The 15,180-nt window shown below is 73.0% G+C and carries 13 protein-coding genes; 6 read left to right on the plus strand and 7 right to left on the minus strand.

Annotated features, from left to right (window positions below):
* Positions 1–3: 3 nt before the first annotated feature.
* The 3 genes from ACQEV1_RS38635 to ACQEV1_RS38645 form a co-directional block, all read right to left on the minus strand.
* A complete protein-coding gene (locus tag ACQEV1_RS38635; RefSeq protein WP_433401215.1) occupies positions 4–1,410 on the minus strand; it encodes a protein kinase family protein in 1,407 nt (468 codons plus the stop codon).
* An 11-nt stretch (positions 1,411–1,421) separates the two neighbouring features.
* The gene (locus tag ACQEV1_RS38640; RefSeq protein WP_433401218.1) at positions 1,422–1,919 is read right to left on the minus strand and encodes a serine/threonine-protein kinase; all 498 of its coding nucleotides are present in this window, start codon (positions 1,917–1,919) and stop codon (positions 1,422–1,424) included.
* A 197-nt stretch (positions 1,920–2,116) separates the two neighbouring features.
* Complete coding sequence (locus ACQEV1_RS38645) at positions 2,117–2,695, minus strand: TetR/AcrR family transcriptional regulator (RefSeq protein ID WP_433401221.1); 579 nt, start codon at positions 2,693–2,695, stop codon at positions 2,117–2,119.
* Positions 2,696–2,787: 92 nt separating this feature from the next.
* Between ACQEV1_RS38645 and ACQEV1_RS38650 the strand changes: the two genes are divergently transcribed.
* Positions 2,788–3,669 carry an SDR family oxidoreductase gene (locus ACQEV1_RS38650; RefSeq protein ID WP_433401224.1) on the plus strand — a complete coding sequence of 294 codons (882 nt, stop codon included), beginning with the start codon at positions 2,788–2,790 and terminating at the stop codon, positions 3,667–3,669.
* A gap of 60 nt (positions 3,670–3,729) precedes the next feature.
* On the opposite strand, the gene ACQEV1_RS38655 is transcribed toward ACQEV1_RS38650, so the two are convergent.
* The 3 genes from ACQEV1_RS38655 to ACQEV1_RS38665 all read right to left on the minus strand — a co-directional run bounded on the left by ACQEV1_RS38655 (position 3,730) and on the right by ACQEV1_RS38665 (position 7,366).
* On the minus strand, positions 3,730–5,100 hold the full coding sequence (locus ACQEV1_RS38655) for an FG-GAP repeat protein (protein WP_433401227.1): 1,371 nt from the start codon (positions 5,098–5,100) through the stop codon (positions 3,730–3,732).
* Positions 5,101–5,179: 79 nt separating this feature from the next.
* Positions 5,180–6,385, minus strand: coding sequence for a L,D-transpeptidase (locus ACQEV1_RS38660; RefSeq protein ID WP_285628478.1), 1,206 nt, complete (start codon positions 6,383–6,385; stop codon positions 5,180–5,182).
* 219 nt (positions 6,386–6,604) lie between these two features.
* On the minus strand, positions 6,605–7,366 hold the full coding sequence (locus ACQEV1_RS38665) for a TenA family transcriptional regulator (RefSeq protein ID WP_433401230.1): 762 nt from the start codon (positions 7,364–7,366) through the stop codon (positions 6,605–6,607).
* A gap of 127 nt (positions 7,367–7,493) precedes the next feature.
* On the opposite strand from ACQEV1_RS38665, the gene ACQEV1_RS38670 reads away from it, so the two are divergent.
* Positions 7,494–8,828 (plus strand): FAD-dependent oxidoreductase, encoded by a 1,335-nt coding sequence (locus tag ACQEV1_RS38670; RefSeq protein WP_433401233.1) that lies wholly within the window; start codon positions 7,494–7,496, stop codon positions 8,826–8,828.
* Between the two features lie 3 nt (positions 8,829–8,831).
* On the opposite strand, the gene ACQEV1_RS38675 is transcribed toward ACQEV1_RS38670, so the two are convergent.
* Positions 8,832–10,292, minus strand: a complete 1,461-nt coding sequence (locus ACQEV1_RS38675; protein ID WP_433401236.1) for a hypothetical protein — start codon at positions 10,290–10,292, stop codon at positions 8,832–8,834.
* A 305-nt stretch (positions 10,293–10,597) separates the two neighbouring features.
* On the opposite strand from ACQEV1_RS38675, the gene ACQEV1_RS38680 reads away from it, so the two are divergent.
* The 4 genes from ACQEV1_RS38680 (at position 10,598) to ACQEV1_RS38695 (ending at position 15,179) form a co-directional block, all read left to right on the plus strand.
* Positions 10,598–10,954, plus strand: coding sequence for a four-helix bundle copper-binding protein (locus tag ACQEV1_RS38680; RefSeq protein WP_285581536.1), 357 nt, complete (start codon positions 10,598–10,600; stop codon positions 10,952–10,954).
* Positions 10,955–11,131: 177 nt separating this feature from the next.
* Complete coding sequence (locus tag ACQEV1_RS38685; protein ID WP_433401239.1) at positions 11,132–11,584, plus strand: MarR family winged helix-turn-helix transcriptional regulator; 453 nt, start codon at positions 11,132–11,134, stop codon at positions 11,582–11,584.
* Positions 11,581–13,395, plus strand: coding sequence for an ABC transporter ATP-binding protein (locus ACQEV1_RS38690; protein WP_285628466.1), 1,815 nt, complete (start codon positions 11,581–11,583; stop codon positions 13,393–13,395). Before ACQEV1_RS38685 ends, ACQEV1_RS38690 begins: the two co-directional genes overlap by 4 nt.
* Complete coding sequence (locus ACQEV1_RS38695) at positions 13,392–15,179, plus strand: ABC transporter ATP-binding protein (protein WP_433401243.1); 1,788 nt, start codon at positions 13,392–13,394, stop codon at positions 15,177–15,179. The genes ACQEV1_RS38690 and ACQEV1_RS38695 overlap by 4 nt, the downstream gene beginning before the upstream one ends.
* Position 15,180: the final 1 nt, after the last annotated feature.

A 15,180-nucleotide genomic window follows, 5' to 3' on the forward strand; every position in this document is an offset into this window, starting at 1 on the left:
GACTCAGCGGAGCTTCCACAGCCGTACGGTCTTGTCGAAGCTGCCGCAGACCACGGTGTGGCCGTCGGGGCTGAACGCCACCTCCGAGATGCCACGCTTGGGACCGGCGAGGGTGTCGGTGCAGTGCCGAGTCGCCACGTCCCACAGCCGCACGGTCTCGTGGAAGCCGCCGGTGGCCAGGGTCCGGCCGTCCGGGCTGAACCTCACGGAGAGGACGACGTCTTCGTGCCCGAGAGTGGCGATCCTGCGTCCGGTCGCCACCTCCCACAGCCGCACGGTCTTGTCGTAGCCGCCGCTGGCCAGAAGCTTGCCGTCGGGGCTGAACGCCACCGACCGGAGGTCGTCGGTGTGGCCGGTGAGGGTGGCGGTGCCGCTTCGGGTCGCCACGTCCCACAGCCGCACGATGTCGTCGTCACCGCCGCTGGCCAGGATGCGGCCGTCCGGACTGAACGCCAATGAGGACACGTCGTCTCCGTGGGGGAGAGTGGCGATGCCGCGCCCGCTCGCCACGTCCCACAGCCGCACGATCTTCTCGTACCCGCTGCTGGCCAGGACGCGGCCGTCCGGACTGAACGCGACCGTGTTGACCTCGTCCCCGGCGACGAGAGTGGCGATGCCGCGTCCGCTCGCCACGTCCCACAGCCGCACGGTCTTGTCGGCACTGCCGCTGGCCAGGACGCGGCCGTCCGGACTGAAGACCACCGAGTCGACGGCGTCGGTGTGGCCGGTGAGGGCGGCGGTGCCGCTTCGGGCCGCCACGTCCCACAACACCACGGTCTTGTCATCACCGCCGCTGGCCAGGGTGCGGCCGTCCGGACTGAACGCCACCGCGTAGACGTCGCCCTGGGCGGTGAGGGTGGCGGTCGGAGGACGGGTGTCGAACTCGCGGATGATCGTGTACGAGATGGCGGCGAGGCCGGCCGTGCCGAGCGCGCCGAGAAGGAGGGCGCGTCGCGGCAACGGGACGGGTCGGCGCGCCGGTCCGACCCGCCGGACGCCGCCGTCATCGGTCAGCCGCCGGGTCGGGGTGGCGGTCGGTGCCGGCGGCCGCGGCGGCTGGACCGGCCGGGTCGTGACGTGTCTCCCCGCGGTGACGGTCGGCACCATGGTGACGGGGGCGGCAGGGGTGGCGAGCCGGGTGACGATCTCCTCGACCGCCGGACGGCCGGTGGGGTCCTTGCTCAGGCACGCGCCGATCAGTTCGCGGAGGTCGCCGGTGACACCGTCGAGGCGGGGCTCCTTGTTGACGATGCGGTGCACGATCGCGGGGATGGTCGCGGCGTCGAACGGCCCCTGCCCGGTGGCGGCGAAGGTCAGCACGCAGCCCAGCGAGAACACGTCACCGGCCGGCTCGGCCCGCTCGCCGCGCACCTGCTCGGGCGCCATGTAGGCGAACGTGCCGATGACCACGCCGGTCGAGGTCAGGGACCGGCGTCGTCCGGCCGGGCGATGCCGAAGTCGATGACGCGCGGCCCGTCCTCGGCCATGATCACATTGCCCGGTTTCAGGTCCCGGTGCACCACCCCACAGGCGTGGATCGCGGCCAGTCCCTCGGCCAGCCCCGCCCCCATCTCGCGCACCGTGGCCGGCTCCAGCGGGCCCTGCTCGGTGACCAGCCGGTGCAGGGACGGACCGGGAATGAAGGCGGTCACCAGCCACGGCGACTCGGCGTCGGGGTCGGCGTCGACGACCGGCGCGGTGTGGAACCCGCCCACCCGTTGAGCCGCCTGCACCTCGCGGGCGAACCGCGCCCGGAACTGCGGGCTGGAGGCGTGCTCGGGCCGGATCAGCTTCACCGCGACCTTCCGGCCGCCGGGCGAGACCCCCAGGAACACCTCGCCCATCCCGCCCGCGCCCAGCCGCCCGGTCAGCCGGTACGGCCCGACCTGGCGCGGATCACCCGGCCGCAGCGGATCCATCGAGGCATGCCCTCATCTCAAAAGAACACTTGTGTATGCCTCTCGGATCATCTCAGGAAGCGGACCTCCGGGCCACATGAACGCTCTCGGCCTCAGAGTCCGTTCCGCCGCTCCGGCACCCGAGCGGCAGGCCACCGCCGTCACGGCTCCTCGCTGGGAGAACCGGCCTCGGTCGGTGCTGGTGGCGGAGGGAGAGATCAGCCCAGCGTCGCGGTGGCCGCGCGAAGGTCCTCCAGGGCGGCCAGCGCATGGTGGGCGAGCCCTGTCGCGTCATCCCGATCGGCTTCGGACCACCGGGCGTAGCCCCGCTTGAAGGCGAGGACGCCCATCTCGGCCGCGAGGTGCGCGGTCGGATCGGGAACGCCGCGGGCGACGAGCGCGCCTGTCATGGCCGCCGCGAGACCGATGCTCTTCAACGCGTCCCGCTCCCGAAGCTCCGCGCTGGCCGCCACGGCGGCTTTCAGGCGGGGACCGAGGTCGCGATTCAACGGTCCCATCTCGCTCGACGCACGCTCGAGACCGGCGGCCACCGCCTCGAGCGGGCTGGCGCTCGCCGGGGCCTGCGCGATGCCCTCGGCGAGGAGCCGGCTCAGTGTCGCCTGCCCGGCCACCAGGACCTCACGCTTGTCGGAGAAGTGCCGGAAGAAGGTGCTCCTGGTGACTCCGGCGCGCTCGGCGATCTGCGCCACGGTGGTGGCGTCGAACCCCTGCTCGGTGAAGAGGTCCACGGCCGCGACGACCATTCGCTCCCGCGCCCCCGGTTCCCATCGAGCCATGCCGTCACTGTAACAGAGTGATGCGACAGGTGTCCCGTCACCCTGTTACGGTGATGGGACAGTAGTCCCATCACTCTGTCAGGAGAGCCCTCATGCATGTCTTCGTCACCGGCGGTACCGGCACCATCGGCTCCGCCGTCGTCGCCGAACTACTCGCGAGCGACCACACCGTCCTCGCGCTGGCCCGCTCGGACGCCTCCGCGCAGGCCCTCGAAAACGCCGGGGCCGAGCCGCTGCGAGGAGACATCGCCGACCTCGACGTCCTGCGTGCCGGTGCCGCGCGGTCCGATGGCGTGATCAGCCTGGCGTTCAGCCGCGACTACGGCGACCCGGACGGGCTCGCACGGGCCGTCACCCAGGAGAGCGCCGCCGTCGCCGCTCTGGGCAACGAGCTCATCGGCAGCGGCCGTCCGATCGTCACCGTCTCGGGCACGCCCTGGGTACCGGGCCGTCCCTCCACCGAGGCCGATCCGCTGCCGACCGACGGGCCCGTCGGCGGCCGCGGCCGTTCCGTCAACGCGCTGCTGGAACTGGCCTCGCGCGGTGTGCGCGCCACGGCCGTCCGGATGCCGCGAACGGTCCACAACGAGGGCAGGGGTGGATTCGCCGGTCTGTTGACCGACCAAGCGCGCCGCACCGGAGTGGCCGGCTACCCGGGCGACGGCACCCAGCGCTGGCCGGCCGTGCACGCCCTCGACGCGGCGGTCCTGTTCCGGCTGGCCCTCGAATCGGCACCGGCCGGAACGGCCTGGCACGCCGTGGCCGACGAGGGCGACGCGGTGCGCGACATCGCGACAGTCGTCGGCCGGCGGCTGGGCCTGCCGGTCGAGGCGGTGCCGGAGGAGACCTTCGGCCCGTTCGGCCCGATCTTCGCGATGGACCAGCCGGCGTCCAGTGCCCACACCCGCGACGCCCTCGGCTGGCAGCCGACACACTCCAGCCTCCTCGAGGACCTGGAGAACATTCGGCCCTGAGACCGCCATTCCTGTCCCCCGGCCGGGCCAGACCGCGGGCCAGGGCACTCCGCCGAACCGTCACACCACGGCGTAGCCGAGGAGCTCCCCGTTGGAGCCGCTCTGGACCGGCGTACGGGTCCGGCCGTGGACGCGGTACACCGTGCCGCCGAAGCCGCCGGCGCCCGGGGCGCCGACGTACAGGTCGCGGCCGTGCGCCGTCAGCGTCCAGCCGAACTGGGACGTACGGCCGGCCGGCGACATGATCAGGGCGCCGCGGGTCAGGCCGCGGCCGCGGTGGCCCGTCAGCACCTGGACGGCGCTCCGGCCGGTCGCGCTCGCGACCAGGTCGTCCGTGCCGTCGCCGTTCAGGTCGGCGGTGGCGAGCGTGGTGCCGAAACGGCCGTAGCCGCCCGCCTGCTTCAGGGTCCACACGTCGTCCCGGCCAGAGGCGTACAGCACGTGGACCGCGCCGGCGGCGTAGTTCTCCGGGATCCGGGTCCGGTCCTCGCCGGGCGCGCCGACGGCGAGTTCGTCGACTCCGTCGTGGTCGACGTCGGCGGCGGCGACGGCCGCGCCGAACTTGTCGTACCGCTCCGAGACCCCGCGTACGCCGGCGCTGTCCTGGGTGATCCGCCGGGACCGGTGCGCGGCCGGGTCGAGGACGGTCACCGCGCCCGAGGACTCGTCGCCGTCGCCGGGCGCGCCCACGGCCAGCTCCCGGTCGTGGCCGCCGTCGAAGTCACCGATCGCCAGGGCGGAACCGAAGCCGTCGGTCTGGCTCGTCCGCTGGCCGACCCAGGAGGTGCGTTGGGTGATGAGGCGCGCGTCGCGGAGGCCGTGCGTGTACACGGCGACGCCACCGCCGCCGGAGAGGCCGGGCGCGCCCACGACCAGGTCGTCGCGCCCGTCGCCGTCCAGGTCACCGGCCTCCAGGGCGGTGCCGAACCGGTCGCTGCCCGGTGTGCGGTGGAGGTCGCGGACGCCGAGGACGCGGCCGGGGCGCAGCCCTCGCGGCGAGCCGTAGTACACGGCGACCACGCCGGTGCCGTCGGCGCCGGGCCGCGGCGGGTCCTGGTCGGGGACGGCGACGGCGAGGTCGTCGCAGCGGTCTCCGTTGAAGTCGCCGGTGACGAGGGTGGCGCCGAACCCGGCACCGCGCCCCGGGACCCGCATGAACAGCCAACTCACGTGACCGCCGTAGCTCACGGCGACGGTCCCGGCGCGGACGCGCCCGGCGACGGTGGCGTACGGCGCGCCGATCGCATGGTCGCTCCGGCCGTCGCCGTCGAAGTCCGCGGCGGCGTGGCCGTGACACGGCCCCGCCGGGATGAACGCCGCGCCTCGCACGGGGCCGCGCCGCAGCCCGTCGGCGGGACGGCCGAGCGGTCCGGCGGCGGAGACACAGGTCAGCAGGATCACGGTGGCGCCGGCGCGCACAGCGGTCTTCACAGCCTCAGGCTGCACGCGCCGGGAGAAGCCCGGATTCACGGACAGTGTCCAGCAGTTGACTTCTCGGTCGACGATGCTGTCAGTGCCGGTGTAGGGCGCTGCCCTTCAGCCACCTGGCCCAGGACTCCTGGTAGTAGGACCAGCCGTTGTCCGGCTCCACCTGGCGGTCGGTGCCGGTGATGTCGACCGGGTCGCCGGGCTGGGACTGCTTGTAGTACCAGATGGCGTCGGTGGCGGGCTGGCGGATGCACCCGTGGCTGCAGTTGCTGACGCCGAGACAGCCCTCGTCGCCGGGCGTCTGGTGGAGGTACTCGCCGGCGCTGGAGACCCGGACCGCGTAGTGGATCAGTTCGCTGTAGTAGCCGGCGTCACCGGGGCCGCGGCCGGGCGAGGTCATGGTGACGTCCTCGTCCTTCTCCATGTTGAGGTGGATGCCGCTCGTCGTGGTGTACTCCGCGGAGCCGCCCATTCCCGCGCTGATCGGGACGTGCCGGACGACCTTGCCGTCGTGCTCGACACGCATCTGGTGCTTGGCGATGTCGAGGTAGGAGATGTGCGACGCGCCGATCCGGTAGGTGCGGACCAGGTCCTTGCCGCCGTACAGGTCCTTGCCGCCCTTGACCCCGCTGAGGTGGGCGATCAGTTTGACCGTCTGGTGCGCCGGCCAGTAGGTCTTCGCCCGGTAGACGACCTGCTTGTCGTCGAACCAGTGCCACGCGCCGAGGACCGGCTTCTCCGCGATCACCTGGAGCGACCTCTCCACTGCGGCGCGGTCGTGCACGGCCTTGTCGAAGTTGAGGATGATCGGCAGGCCCACCCCGTACGTCTCGCCCCTACGGCTCTCGAGGACCTCGTCCTGGGCCGCGGTGAACGTCTCTCCGGTGGCCTTCTCGGTGTTGAAGCTGCTCTGTGCGGTGGACACCCGGCCGTCGGCGTTCTCCGCGCTGGCCCGTACGTTGATCCTGCTGCCCGGCTGGAGACTCCACCGGGACTTCCACTGGGTGCGGTCCGCGTTGTACTCACCGGAGATCCGCTGACCACCGCTGTCCAGGACGACGTCGGCGAGGCGCCCGCCCGTCGCGCGGACGACGACCGGGGCGTCGGGGTGCACGCCGGAGCTGCCGCCGGCGGGAGTGATCACCACGCGCGCCGCCTCGGCCTTCTCTTTCACGGCGTTCTTGCCCGCGGAACTGCCACCGCCGCCGCCACACCCCGCACTGGCGATGATCGCGGCGCCGGTGGTCGTGGAGACGAACCATTTCAGACCACTGGCAGTTACGTGCATTCGCAACCCTTCCTGCGGCTCGGACCGTTCGACGCAAAGCGTGATCGACCATGAGATACCCACGCTGAGCAGCAGAGATGCCACCGTATCGCAGCAGCGAGAAAGGCCGCAGGAAGGAGTGCTCGCGACATATCGCCACGAACTAGTGCCGGACTATTCCGATATCAGGCGAGAATTCGACCAAAGTCCGTCGGATTTGATCGAGAATTCACCCTCACATTACCCAACCGCGTGGAAACCCGCGTCGAAACCACGCCGGAAGAGTTCGAGTGAACGCCGTGCGGCCGCCTCCACCTTCGTCCGGTCGGCCTCGTCCCGCACGGTGATCTTGATCAGCTCGAACGCCTCCCGCGGGTGCGCGTCGTCGTACTCGGCGTGCTCGGTGAGCCACCGCAACGCGTGCGGGTCGTCGGCGTACCGCTTGCGGAAGGCGGGCAGGACGAGCCGCGTCCACTCCCCCGTCGCACCCTCGATCGCGTAGTTCACCGCGCCGAACGCCTCGGCGAGCGAGCCGCGGTAGCACATCGACCAGAGGTACTCGTAGAGCGCGCCGACCTCGGGGCCGGGACGGTGGGAGACGAGTTCTTCCAGGCCGATGCCGTGGGCGGCGGCCCAGTCGGCGTACCACTGGGCGTGCAGGGCCTCGGTCCGGATGTTGCCGATCAGCCAGTCGCGCGCGAGGTGGTCGCCGGGCGTCTGGCCGAATGTGGTCTTGGCCAGGTACACGCCCATGTACTTCGGGAAGGCCTCGACGACGCAGAAGAAGTCGAGCAGGACCCGGCGCCAGGCCCCCTCGGGGAACTCCCCGTCCGCCGTCGCGGTGAACAGCGGCGACTCTAAGACCGCCGACCATTCCGGCCGGAGCGCGTCGATCATGGTCAGGGCCCATTCCGGATGGGGCGTCTCGGTCAGCTCCCGCTTCACCATCCGATGGTGCTGGGTACGGGAAGGCGGCCGGGTGGCGTGGCTGTTCGTCGTCATGGCGCGACTCCTCGCTCTCGGCCTCCCAGTATCCGCGCCCTATACAGAGGGTCAACATGCCGCTTTCATAGAACCGACTCGCCCCGTGGAGCTTTTGTCCGCCCCCGTCCGTCCCGGGAGGCCGTACATGAACCGCGACCACGCCGTCGTCATCGGCGGCAGCCTCACCGGGCTTCTCGCCGCCCGGATCCTCTCCGGCCACTTCGCCCGCGTCACCCTCGTCGAGCGCGACCGGTACCCGGCCGGGGCGGCGTTCCGGCCCGGCATCCCCCAGTCACGGCACCTGCACGTCCTCTGGACCCGGGGGCTCCGCCTGCTGGAGGAGCTGTTCCCCGGGCTGGAGAAGACGCTCCTGACCGCGGGCGCCGTGGAGATCGGGGTCCCGTCAGACGTCTTATGGCTGACCGCGGCCGGCTGGCGCACGCGGTTCGAGGTGACGCGGATGCTGACGTTCAGCCGCCCGCTGCTGGACTGGGCCTTACGGTCGCGGCTCCCGGGCGACGCGCCCTGTCTGGACGTGCTGGAGGGGCACGAGGTGGTGGATCTGGTGCCCCGGGGCCGCGACGTCGCCGGGGTGGCGCTGCGGTCGGGCGAGACGATCGCGGCCGACCTCGTCGTCGACGCCACCGGACGGGGATCGCGGGCACCCGAGTGGCTGACGGCCCTCGGCTACCCCGCACCGCCCGAGACGCTGGTGGACCCGCTGCTGGGGTACGCGAGCCGCTTCTATGCCATCCCGGACGGCTTCGACCCGGGCTGGAAGGCGCTCTACCTGCAGGCGGACCCGCCGGAGAGGCGCCGTACGGGCGGGCTGTTCCCGCAGGAGGGCGGCCGGTGGATCTGCAGCCTGTCCGGCGCGGGCGGCGACTACGGCCCGACGGATGAGGAGGAGTTCCTGGCGTTCGCCAAGGGCCTGCGCGACCCGGTGCTGTACGAGGCGATCCGCGCCGCGGAGCCGCTCGGCCCGATCCGCGGCTTCCGCCGCACCGCGAACCACCGGCGCCACTACGAACGGCTGCCCGCCTGGCCGCGCGGCTTCGTGGTGATGGGCGACGCGGCGTGCGCGTTCAACCCGATCTACGGGCAGGGCATGAGCGTGGCGGCCATCTCCGCCGTCGCCCTGGACCGCTGCCTGCGCGAGGACCGCGACGACCTCGAACGCCGCTTCCAGAAGAGAGCGAGCCGCAGCGCCGCGGGTGCCTGGCTGGTGGCCACCGGCGAGGACCTGCGGTACCGGGAGACCGTGGCCGCCCCGACCCGGCTGAGCACGCGGCTGATCAACGCGTACGTGGACCGGGTGGTGGCGGCGGCGAACGTCGACCGCCGCGTGTGCGCGGGCCTGCTGGACGTGCTGGCCCTCACGTCCGCCCCGGCGTCGCTGTTCTCTCCGGGCGTCCTGGCCCGAGTGGCGGCCAACATGGCGGCCCACACGGTACGGCCCGCGTCACCGCCCGGGAGGTGAGGGTCAGGAGGCCGGTTCCTCCGGAGGGAGGAACCGGTCGCGGCGGAAGGATTCCGGCGGGCCGGTCACCCCGCCCAGGTCGTGCCCCGGGGGTAGGTCCTGGCTGGGAGGCGGCGGAGGCGGAGGCGGCGGCGCGGCGAACGGGCCCGGCGGCGTCGAGTACGGACCGGAGGTCGAGGCCGGGGGGGCACCGAACTCCGTGGGACGCGCATGGCGTGAGCGGGACGGGCTGCTGTTCACGAGCCGCTCCAACTCGCCGCGGGCCTCGTCCGCCTCGGCGCGGGCCGCGTCGCGTTCGGCGATCATCGTGGCCAGGGCGCCGCGGAGCTGGTCGACCATCTGGGAGTGCTCGCGGGACTTGAGCTGCTGCTCGACGAGCCGGGACTGGTGCTGTTCGAGTTCGCCGCGGCACTCCGCCAGCTCGGCGGCGATCCGCTCGGCCTCGGCCAGGCGCGGCTTCGCGGCGTCCAGCTCCTCGCGGCACGCCACGAGGTCGGCGGCCAGCGAGTCGCGCTCGGCGACGATCTCGTCGCGTTCGAGGCTCATCTCCTCCGCGTGGGAGCGGGCCTCCAGCGCCTGACGGTCGGCCTCGGCGCACGCCTGTTCCGCGGCGGCGCGGGCCTTCTGCGCGGCGTCGGCGTCGGCGCGGGCCTCGTCCAGCTCGGACTCGGCCGTGCGGAGCCGGGTACGCGCCTCCTCCAGCTCCGCCGACCGTTTCTGCGCCTCCTTGGCGCCGGCGAGCTCCTCCCGCGCCACGTCCAGGGCGGACGTGAGCTCGGCGACCCGCCGCACGAGCCGATCACGCTCCTCCCGCACGGCGGCGATCGCGGTGTTGGCGGCCTCGGCGGTACGGGTCGCCTCGTTGCCCATCTCGCGGGCGGTGTCGCGTTCGGCGCGTGCGGCCTCGAGCTGGGCGGCCAGCTCGGCCACCCGCGCCTCGGCCCGCCGTACCTCGTCGTGCGCGGCGCCGAGCTGGGCGAGCCCCTGCTGGGCCTCCAGGCGCGCCGCCTCACGCTCGCGGTGGGCCTCGGCCAGGGCGGTCGCGGCCTCGGCCCGCGCCTCGGCCAGCCGGCGCTCCACGCCCGCCACGCTCAGGCCTCCCGTGAGCGACATCGCCAGCAGCTCCGCGACGTCCTCCAGCCGCTCCACCATGTCCCACGTACGCGCCACCTGGCCGGCGAGTCCTGGAGTGTCCTGGTCGCGCCGCCGCCGTTCGGCCGCGGCGTTCGCGCACGCGCCGCCGTTGTCCGGGCAGTACCGCACCACCGGCGACGAGTCACCTTGCTGCGGGAGCGGCCGCCCGCAGTAGGCGCACGGGCGCGTCCCCGCCCGGCCCACCTCGTTCGGGGCCGCCTCCCCGGCCGGATCCTCATCGGTCCCGGCGATCGGCTCGGCGGGCTCCTCCGGCGGCGGGAGCACCGCGTCCTGATCCGGTGTCCGGCTCTCGTCCTCGTCAGAGGACACGGCGGATGCGGGAACGTTCTCGTCCGTCGGGCCGGACACGCTCATCCCCCCTCGAGTATCGGGATGATCTGGACTGTCAGCCCAAAGACCGTATCCGGTTCCTGTCACGCGCGGAGTGCACAACCGTAACTCGCTCCCCCCAGAGGTCCGGATCTCGCGGCGTGGCGAGCGGAGCAAAATAATGGGCGACCCTTATAAAAGCGGCGACTGTCGGCAACTCGGACGCGCAGCCTGGGGAATATGGCCACATGAGGGTCATAAGTTGCGGCCCGCGAAGTAGGCGGGGCCACGTCCGAGGAGGAACCGTGAACTACGGGGGAAAGATCAGCGGCGATATGCAGAAGTGCATCGACGCCTGCATCGAAAGCTACAGCTGTTGCGAACAGACGATCGCGCACTGCCTGCAGCAGGGCGGCCAGTACGTCGACATGATGATGATGGGCCCACTGATGGACTGCGTCGACGCCGCCCGCGCATGCGCCGACATGATCACGCGCCAGTCGCCCCAGGCCGTGGAGATGGCCGCCACGTGCGGCCGCGTGGCGGACATGTGCGCCGAGGCGTGCATGACGATGAACAGTGACCCGGTGATGAAGCGCTGCGCCGGGATCTGCCGGACCTGCGCCGAGGCGTGCCGCAGCCTGGCCGGCGTGCGGGCCTGAGCACGGCCAGGCCCCCGTCCGGCCGTCCGACTCGCCGGGCGGGGGCCGAAACGTCCGGCGGATGCCCGGAACAGGTGACCCACTCCCCCTCTCGTACGCAGTCGCGTACTGATCAACGGCCACTCGCGGTAAAAATCGATTGAAACCCTTCGCCATGGCTTACTAATCTCCTCGGCCGTGGAGGACTTCCCGGAACTGCCCGAGGCGGCCGTCGCGGCGTCCATCGGCGCGACGAACCTCGCGCAGCGGATGCGCGCCGAGCGGCCGCGTGACGGCACGACCCTGTCGATGATCAGCGCGCTCACTCACCTGGGTCGTGAGGGGCCGCTGACGGCCGGCCGTCTCGCCGCCCTCCAGCGGGCCAAGCCGCAGACGCTGACGCGGACGCTCGCCCGGCTGGAAGAACGCGGCTGGATCGCTCGCGGGCCCTCTGACACGGACCGGCGGCAGGTCCTCCTCCACCTCACCGAGCAGGGCGCCGCGCGGCTCCGGGGGGACGTACGATCCCGCACCGCCTGGCTGGCACAGGCGATGGAGCGCCTGTCGCCCACGGAGCGGGAGGTGCTGCGGATCGCCGGGACGCTCATGGCGGACCTGGCGACCTGGGACGACATCGAGGACGCTCGGTGAGGTCCGCGCCCCGCGTGCGGGTCCTGCGCGACTTCGCCTCCGCCGCGCCCGGCCTGTTCGCCGCCGCCCTGGTGTTCATGGTCGTCGAGGCGCTGCTGCCCAACGTCGTCCTCATTGCGATGGGCCGTACGGTCGGCGGCATCCCGGCCGCGGTCGAGGACGGGCTCGGCTCGCCGGCCGGGCACCGGATGCTCGTGCGGCTCGGGGTCGCGGGCGGCCTGTACGCCGTCTCCCTGCTGCGCGGCCCGGTGGAGGACGCGCTGAGCTCGGTGGTCCAGGCGCGGATGACCGTCGTGACACGGCGGCGGCTGATCGAGGCCGTGTCCGCCCCGGCCGGGATCGACCATCTGGAGGACCCGGCCGTACTGGACCGGCTGTCCTCGGCCCAGGGCGAGCTGATGAACCAGGAACCCGCGGGCGCCGCGATGGCGCTGATCGGCCGTACCGGTGACCGGCTGTCGGGCGTGCTGGCGTGCGCGGTCCTCGCCGCGTTCCGCTGGTGGCTGGGGCTCGGCGTCCTGGCGATGTGGCTGGTGCTCAACCGGCCGCTGCGGGCCCTCGTACGGTCGCGGGTCGGCACGTACCGCCGGGCGACGGAGACGTTGCGGCGCAGCTGGTACTTCGCCGGGCTGGCCCGGGGTCCGCAGGCGGCCAGGGAGATCCGGGTGTTCGGCCTCGCCGACTGGCTGGTCGGCCGCCACCGCGCCCTGTACGGCGAGGCCATGCGGCCCTCGTGGGCGGAGGCCCGGCGGATCAACCGGCGGATCGCGCTGCTCAGCGCGCTCGTCCTCGGCGTGTACGCCGCGAGCGCCGCGACGCTGGGCCGGGCGGCGTACCACCACACGATCACGCTGGGCGCGCTCGTCGTGATGCTGACGATGCTCCCCGCGAGCATGCAGGCCGGCAGCGTCAACGCGGCCGACTTCGCCCTGGAGGGCATGCTCGCCTCGGTGCCGGACCTCGACGCGCTCACGAGCGACCTGACCGCCGCCGAGCCCGAGGGGGACGATGACGCCGCCGTCCCGGTCACGGACCTGCCGCGCGAGAGCGTGGTGTTCGAGTCCGTGGGATTCCGCTATCCCGGGAGCGATCAGGACGTGCTGTCCGGCCTCGGCCTGACTCTGGCGGCGGGCACGTCCACCGCGATCGTCGGGGTGAACGGCGCGGGCAAGACCACCCTGGTCACGCTGCTGGCCCGGCTGCGCGACCCGACCGCGGGCCGGATCCTCATCGACGGCGTACCGCTGACCGGCCTGCCGGCCCGCGCGTGGCAGCGGCAGGTCGCCGTGGTCTACCAGGACTTCACCCGCTTCCCGCTGACGGCGCGGGAGAACGTCGCCCTCGACCTGCTCGGTGAGCCGGTCGACCCCGAGGCGCTGGCACGCGTCGCGCGCCGCGCGGGCGCCGCCGACCTCGTCGACGGGCTGGCCGGCGGGTGGGACACGGTGCTGTCCGCGCAGTACGACGGCGGCCAGGACCTGTCCGGCGGTCAGTGGCAGCGCGTCGCGCTCGCCCGCGCGCTGTACGCCGTCGAGCGCGGAGCGCGGATCCTCGTCCTGGACGAACCCACCGCGCAGCTCGACGTCCGGGCCGAGGCGCGGTTCTACGACCGGTTCCTCGACATCACCAAGGGGGTGACGAGCGTGGTGATCTCACACCGCTTCTCGACCGTACGGCGGGCCGACCGGATCGCCGTGCTCGACGGAGGACACGTCACCGAGACCGGCACCCACGACGAGCTGCTGCGGGCGGACGGGACGTACGCGGAGATGTTCCGGCTCCAGGTCGCCCGCTTCGGGGAGAGCCGATGAGCGCCTCCGGCAATGTGCTGCGCGTCCTCGTGGGTCCCGCGTGGCGGGCGGCGCCGGGCGTGCTCGCGTGGGCGGTCGCCGCCACGACCGTGGCCGCGGTCGCGTCGGCGACGTTCCCGCTCGGGTTCCACCTCATGGTCGACGGGGCCCTCGCCCACGACGGGGCACGCGTCGTCACCGGCGTGTGCGTGGTCGCGGTGCTGTTCACCCTCGCGTGGACGCTGTCGACGATGGCGGCGGCGCGCAACTCCACGCTCACCGACCGGGTCAGCTCGTACCTCATGGCGCGCATCGCCATCCTGATCAACGCCGTGCCCGGCGTCGAACACCTCGAACGCCCCGACCTGCTCAGCGAGATCGACCAGCTCCGCGAGGGCCGCCGTACACTCGCGGGCGCCGCGCGGCAGCTCCTCGCCGGATGGCAGGTGGCCATCCGCAGCATCGCGATCATCGTGCTGCTCGCGACCGTGTACCCGCCCGTGATGGCCGTGCCGCTCGTCGGCCTGGCGCCGATGCTCGCCGACCGGCGGGCGAGCCGTGTCCAGCAGGCGTCCGGCGACGCGCTCGCCGCCGACCGGCGTCTCGCGGACCAGCTGTTCGGCCTGGCGACGACCGCCGACACCGCCAAGGAGCTGCGCACGTACGGCGTCACCGGCGCTCTGGCCGCCCGGCACTCGGCGATCGCCGAACGGGTGCGCGCCGGCTCGGTCCGCGCGGCGCTGCTCGGCGCGGCCTGGGAGGGGCTGGGGTGGGTCTGCTACGCCGCCGGGTTCGTCGTCGTGATCATCGTGCTGGTGCTGCGGGCGGTCCACGGGCACACCTCACCCGGGCAGGTGGTCATGGCGGTGAGCCTGATGCGCCGCGCCCAGGTGCAGGTCTCGAGCGCCACCGACACGGCGGGCTCGCTCGCCGCCGCGGTCCGTACCGCCCGGCGGCTGCTGTGGCTGGAACGGTACGCGGCGGCGGCGCGCTCGGCGGCGGACGGGGCGGTGCCGTCGGCGTTGCGCACCGGCATCCGGCTGGAGTCGGTGACCTTCGCCTACCCGGGCCGGGACGAACCGGTGCTGCGCGACGTCGACCTCACCCTGCCCGCCGGCGCGACCGTCGCGGTCGTCGGTGAGAACGGCGCGGGCAAGACGACGCTGGTCAAGCTGCTGACCCGCATGTACGTCCCGTCCGAGGGCCGGATCCTGGCCGACGGCGAGGACCTGGCCGCGATGCCGGCCGACCGGTGGCGCGAGCGGACGACCGCGGTCTTCCAGGACTTTCTGCGCCCGAGCCTGACCGCTCGCGAGGTCGTGGGCGTCGGTGACCTGCCGCGCGCCGGCGACGACGCGGCGGTCGGCGGCGCGGTGGCCCGCGGTGGGGCGCGCCGGGTCGTGGAGCGCCTGCCGGACGGCCTGGCGACGCCGCTGGGCCGGTGGTTCACCGGCGGCCACGAGCTGTCCGGCGGGCAGTGGCAGCGGCTGGCGCTCGCCCGCGGCCTGATGCGCCCGGCGCCGCTGCTGACCGTCCTCGACGAACCGACGGCGAGCCTGGACGCCGTCGCCGAGGCACGGCTGTTCGCCCGGTTCGCGGAGGTGTCCCGCGCCGGACGCGAGGCGGGCGGTGTGACGGTGCTGGTCTCACACCGCTTCTCCACCGTACGGATGGCCGACCTGATCGTCGTCCTGGACCAGGGCCGCGTCGCGGAGGTGGGCGACCACGAGACGCTCCTCCGCGCCGGCGGCACGTACGCCCAGCTGTTCACCCTCCAGGCCCGCGCGTACCTCGACCCGCCGTGAA

The sequence above is a fragment of the Actinoallomurus sp. CA-142502 genome, from assembly GCF_050936355.1.
Classification (GTDB): Bacteria; Actinomycetota; Actinomycetes; order Streptosporangiales; family Streptosporangiaceae; genus Actinoallomurus; species Actinoallomurus iriomotensis.

Excerpts from the sequence above, each read along its gene's own strand:
- ACQEV1_RS38695 (WP_433401243.1), top strand. The coding sequence starts at position 13,392 with ATGAGCGCCTCCGGCAATGTGCTGCGCGTCCTCGTGGGTCCCGCGTGG.
- ACQEV1_RS38660 (WP_285628478.1), bottom strand. The coding sequence starts at position 6,385 with ATGCACGTAACTGCCAGTGGTCTGAAATGGTTCGTCTCCACGACCACC.
- ACQEV1_RS38645 (WP_433401221.1), bottom strand. The coding sequence starts at position 2,695 with ATGGCTCGATGGGAACCGGGGGCGCGGGAGCGAATGGTCGTCGCGGCC.
- ACQEV1_RS38670 (WP_433401233.1), top strand. The coding sequence starts at position 7,494 with ATGAACCGCGACCACGCCGTCGTCATCGGCGGCAGCCTCACCGGGCTT.
- ACQEV1_RS38640 (WP_433401218.1), bottom strand. The coding sequence starts at position 1,919 with ATGGATCCGCTGCGGCCGGGTGATCCGCGCCAGGTCGGGCCGTACCGG.
- ACQEV1_RS38665 (WP_433401230.1), bottom strand. The coding sequence starts at position 7,366 with ATGACGACGAACAGCCACGCCACCCGGCCGCCTTCCCGTACCCAGCAC.
- ACQEV1_RS38650 (WP_433401224.1), top strand. The coding sequence starts at position 2,788 with ATGCATGTCTTCGTCACCGGCGGTACCGGCACCATCGGCTCCGCCGTC.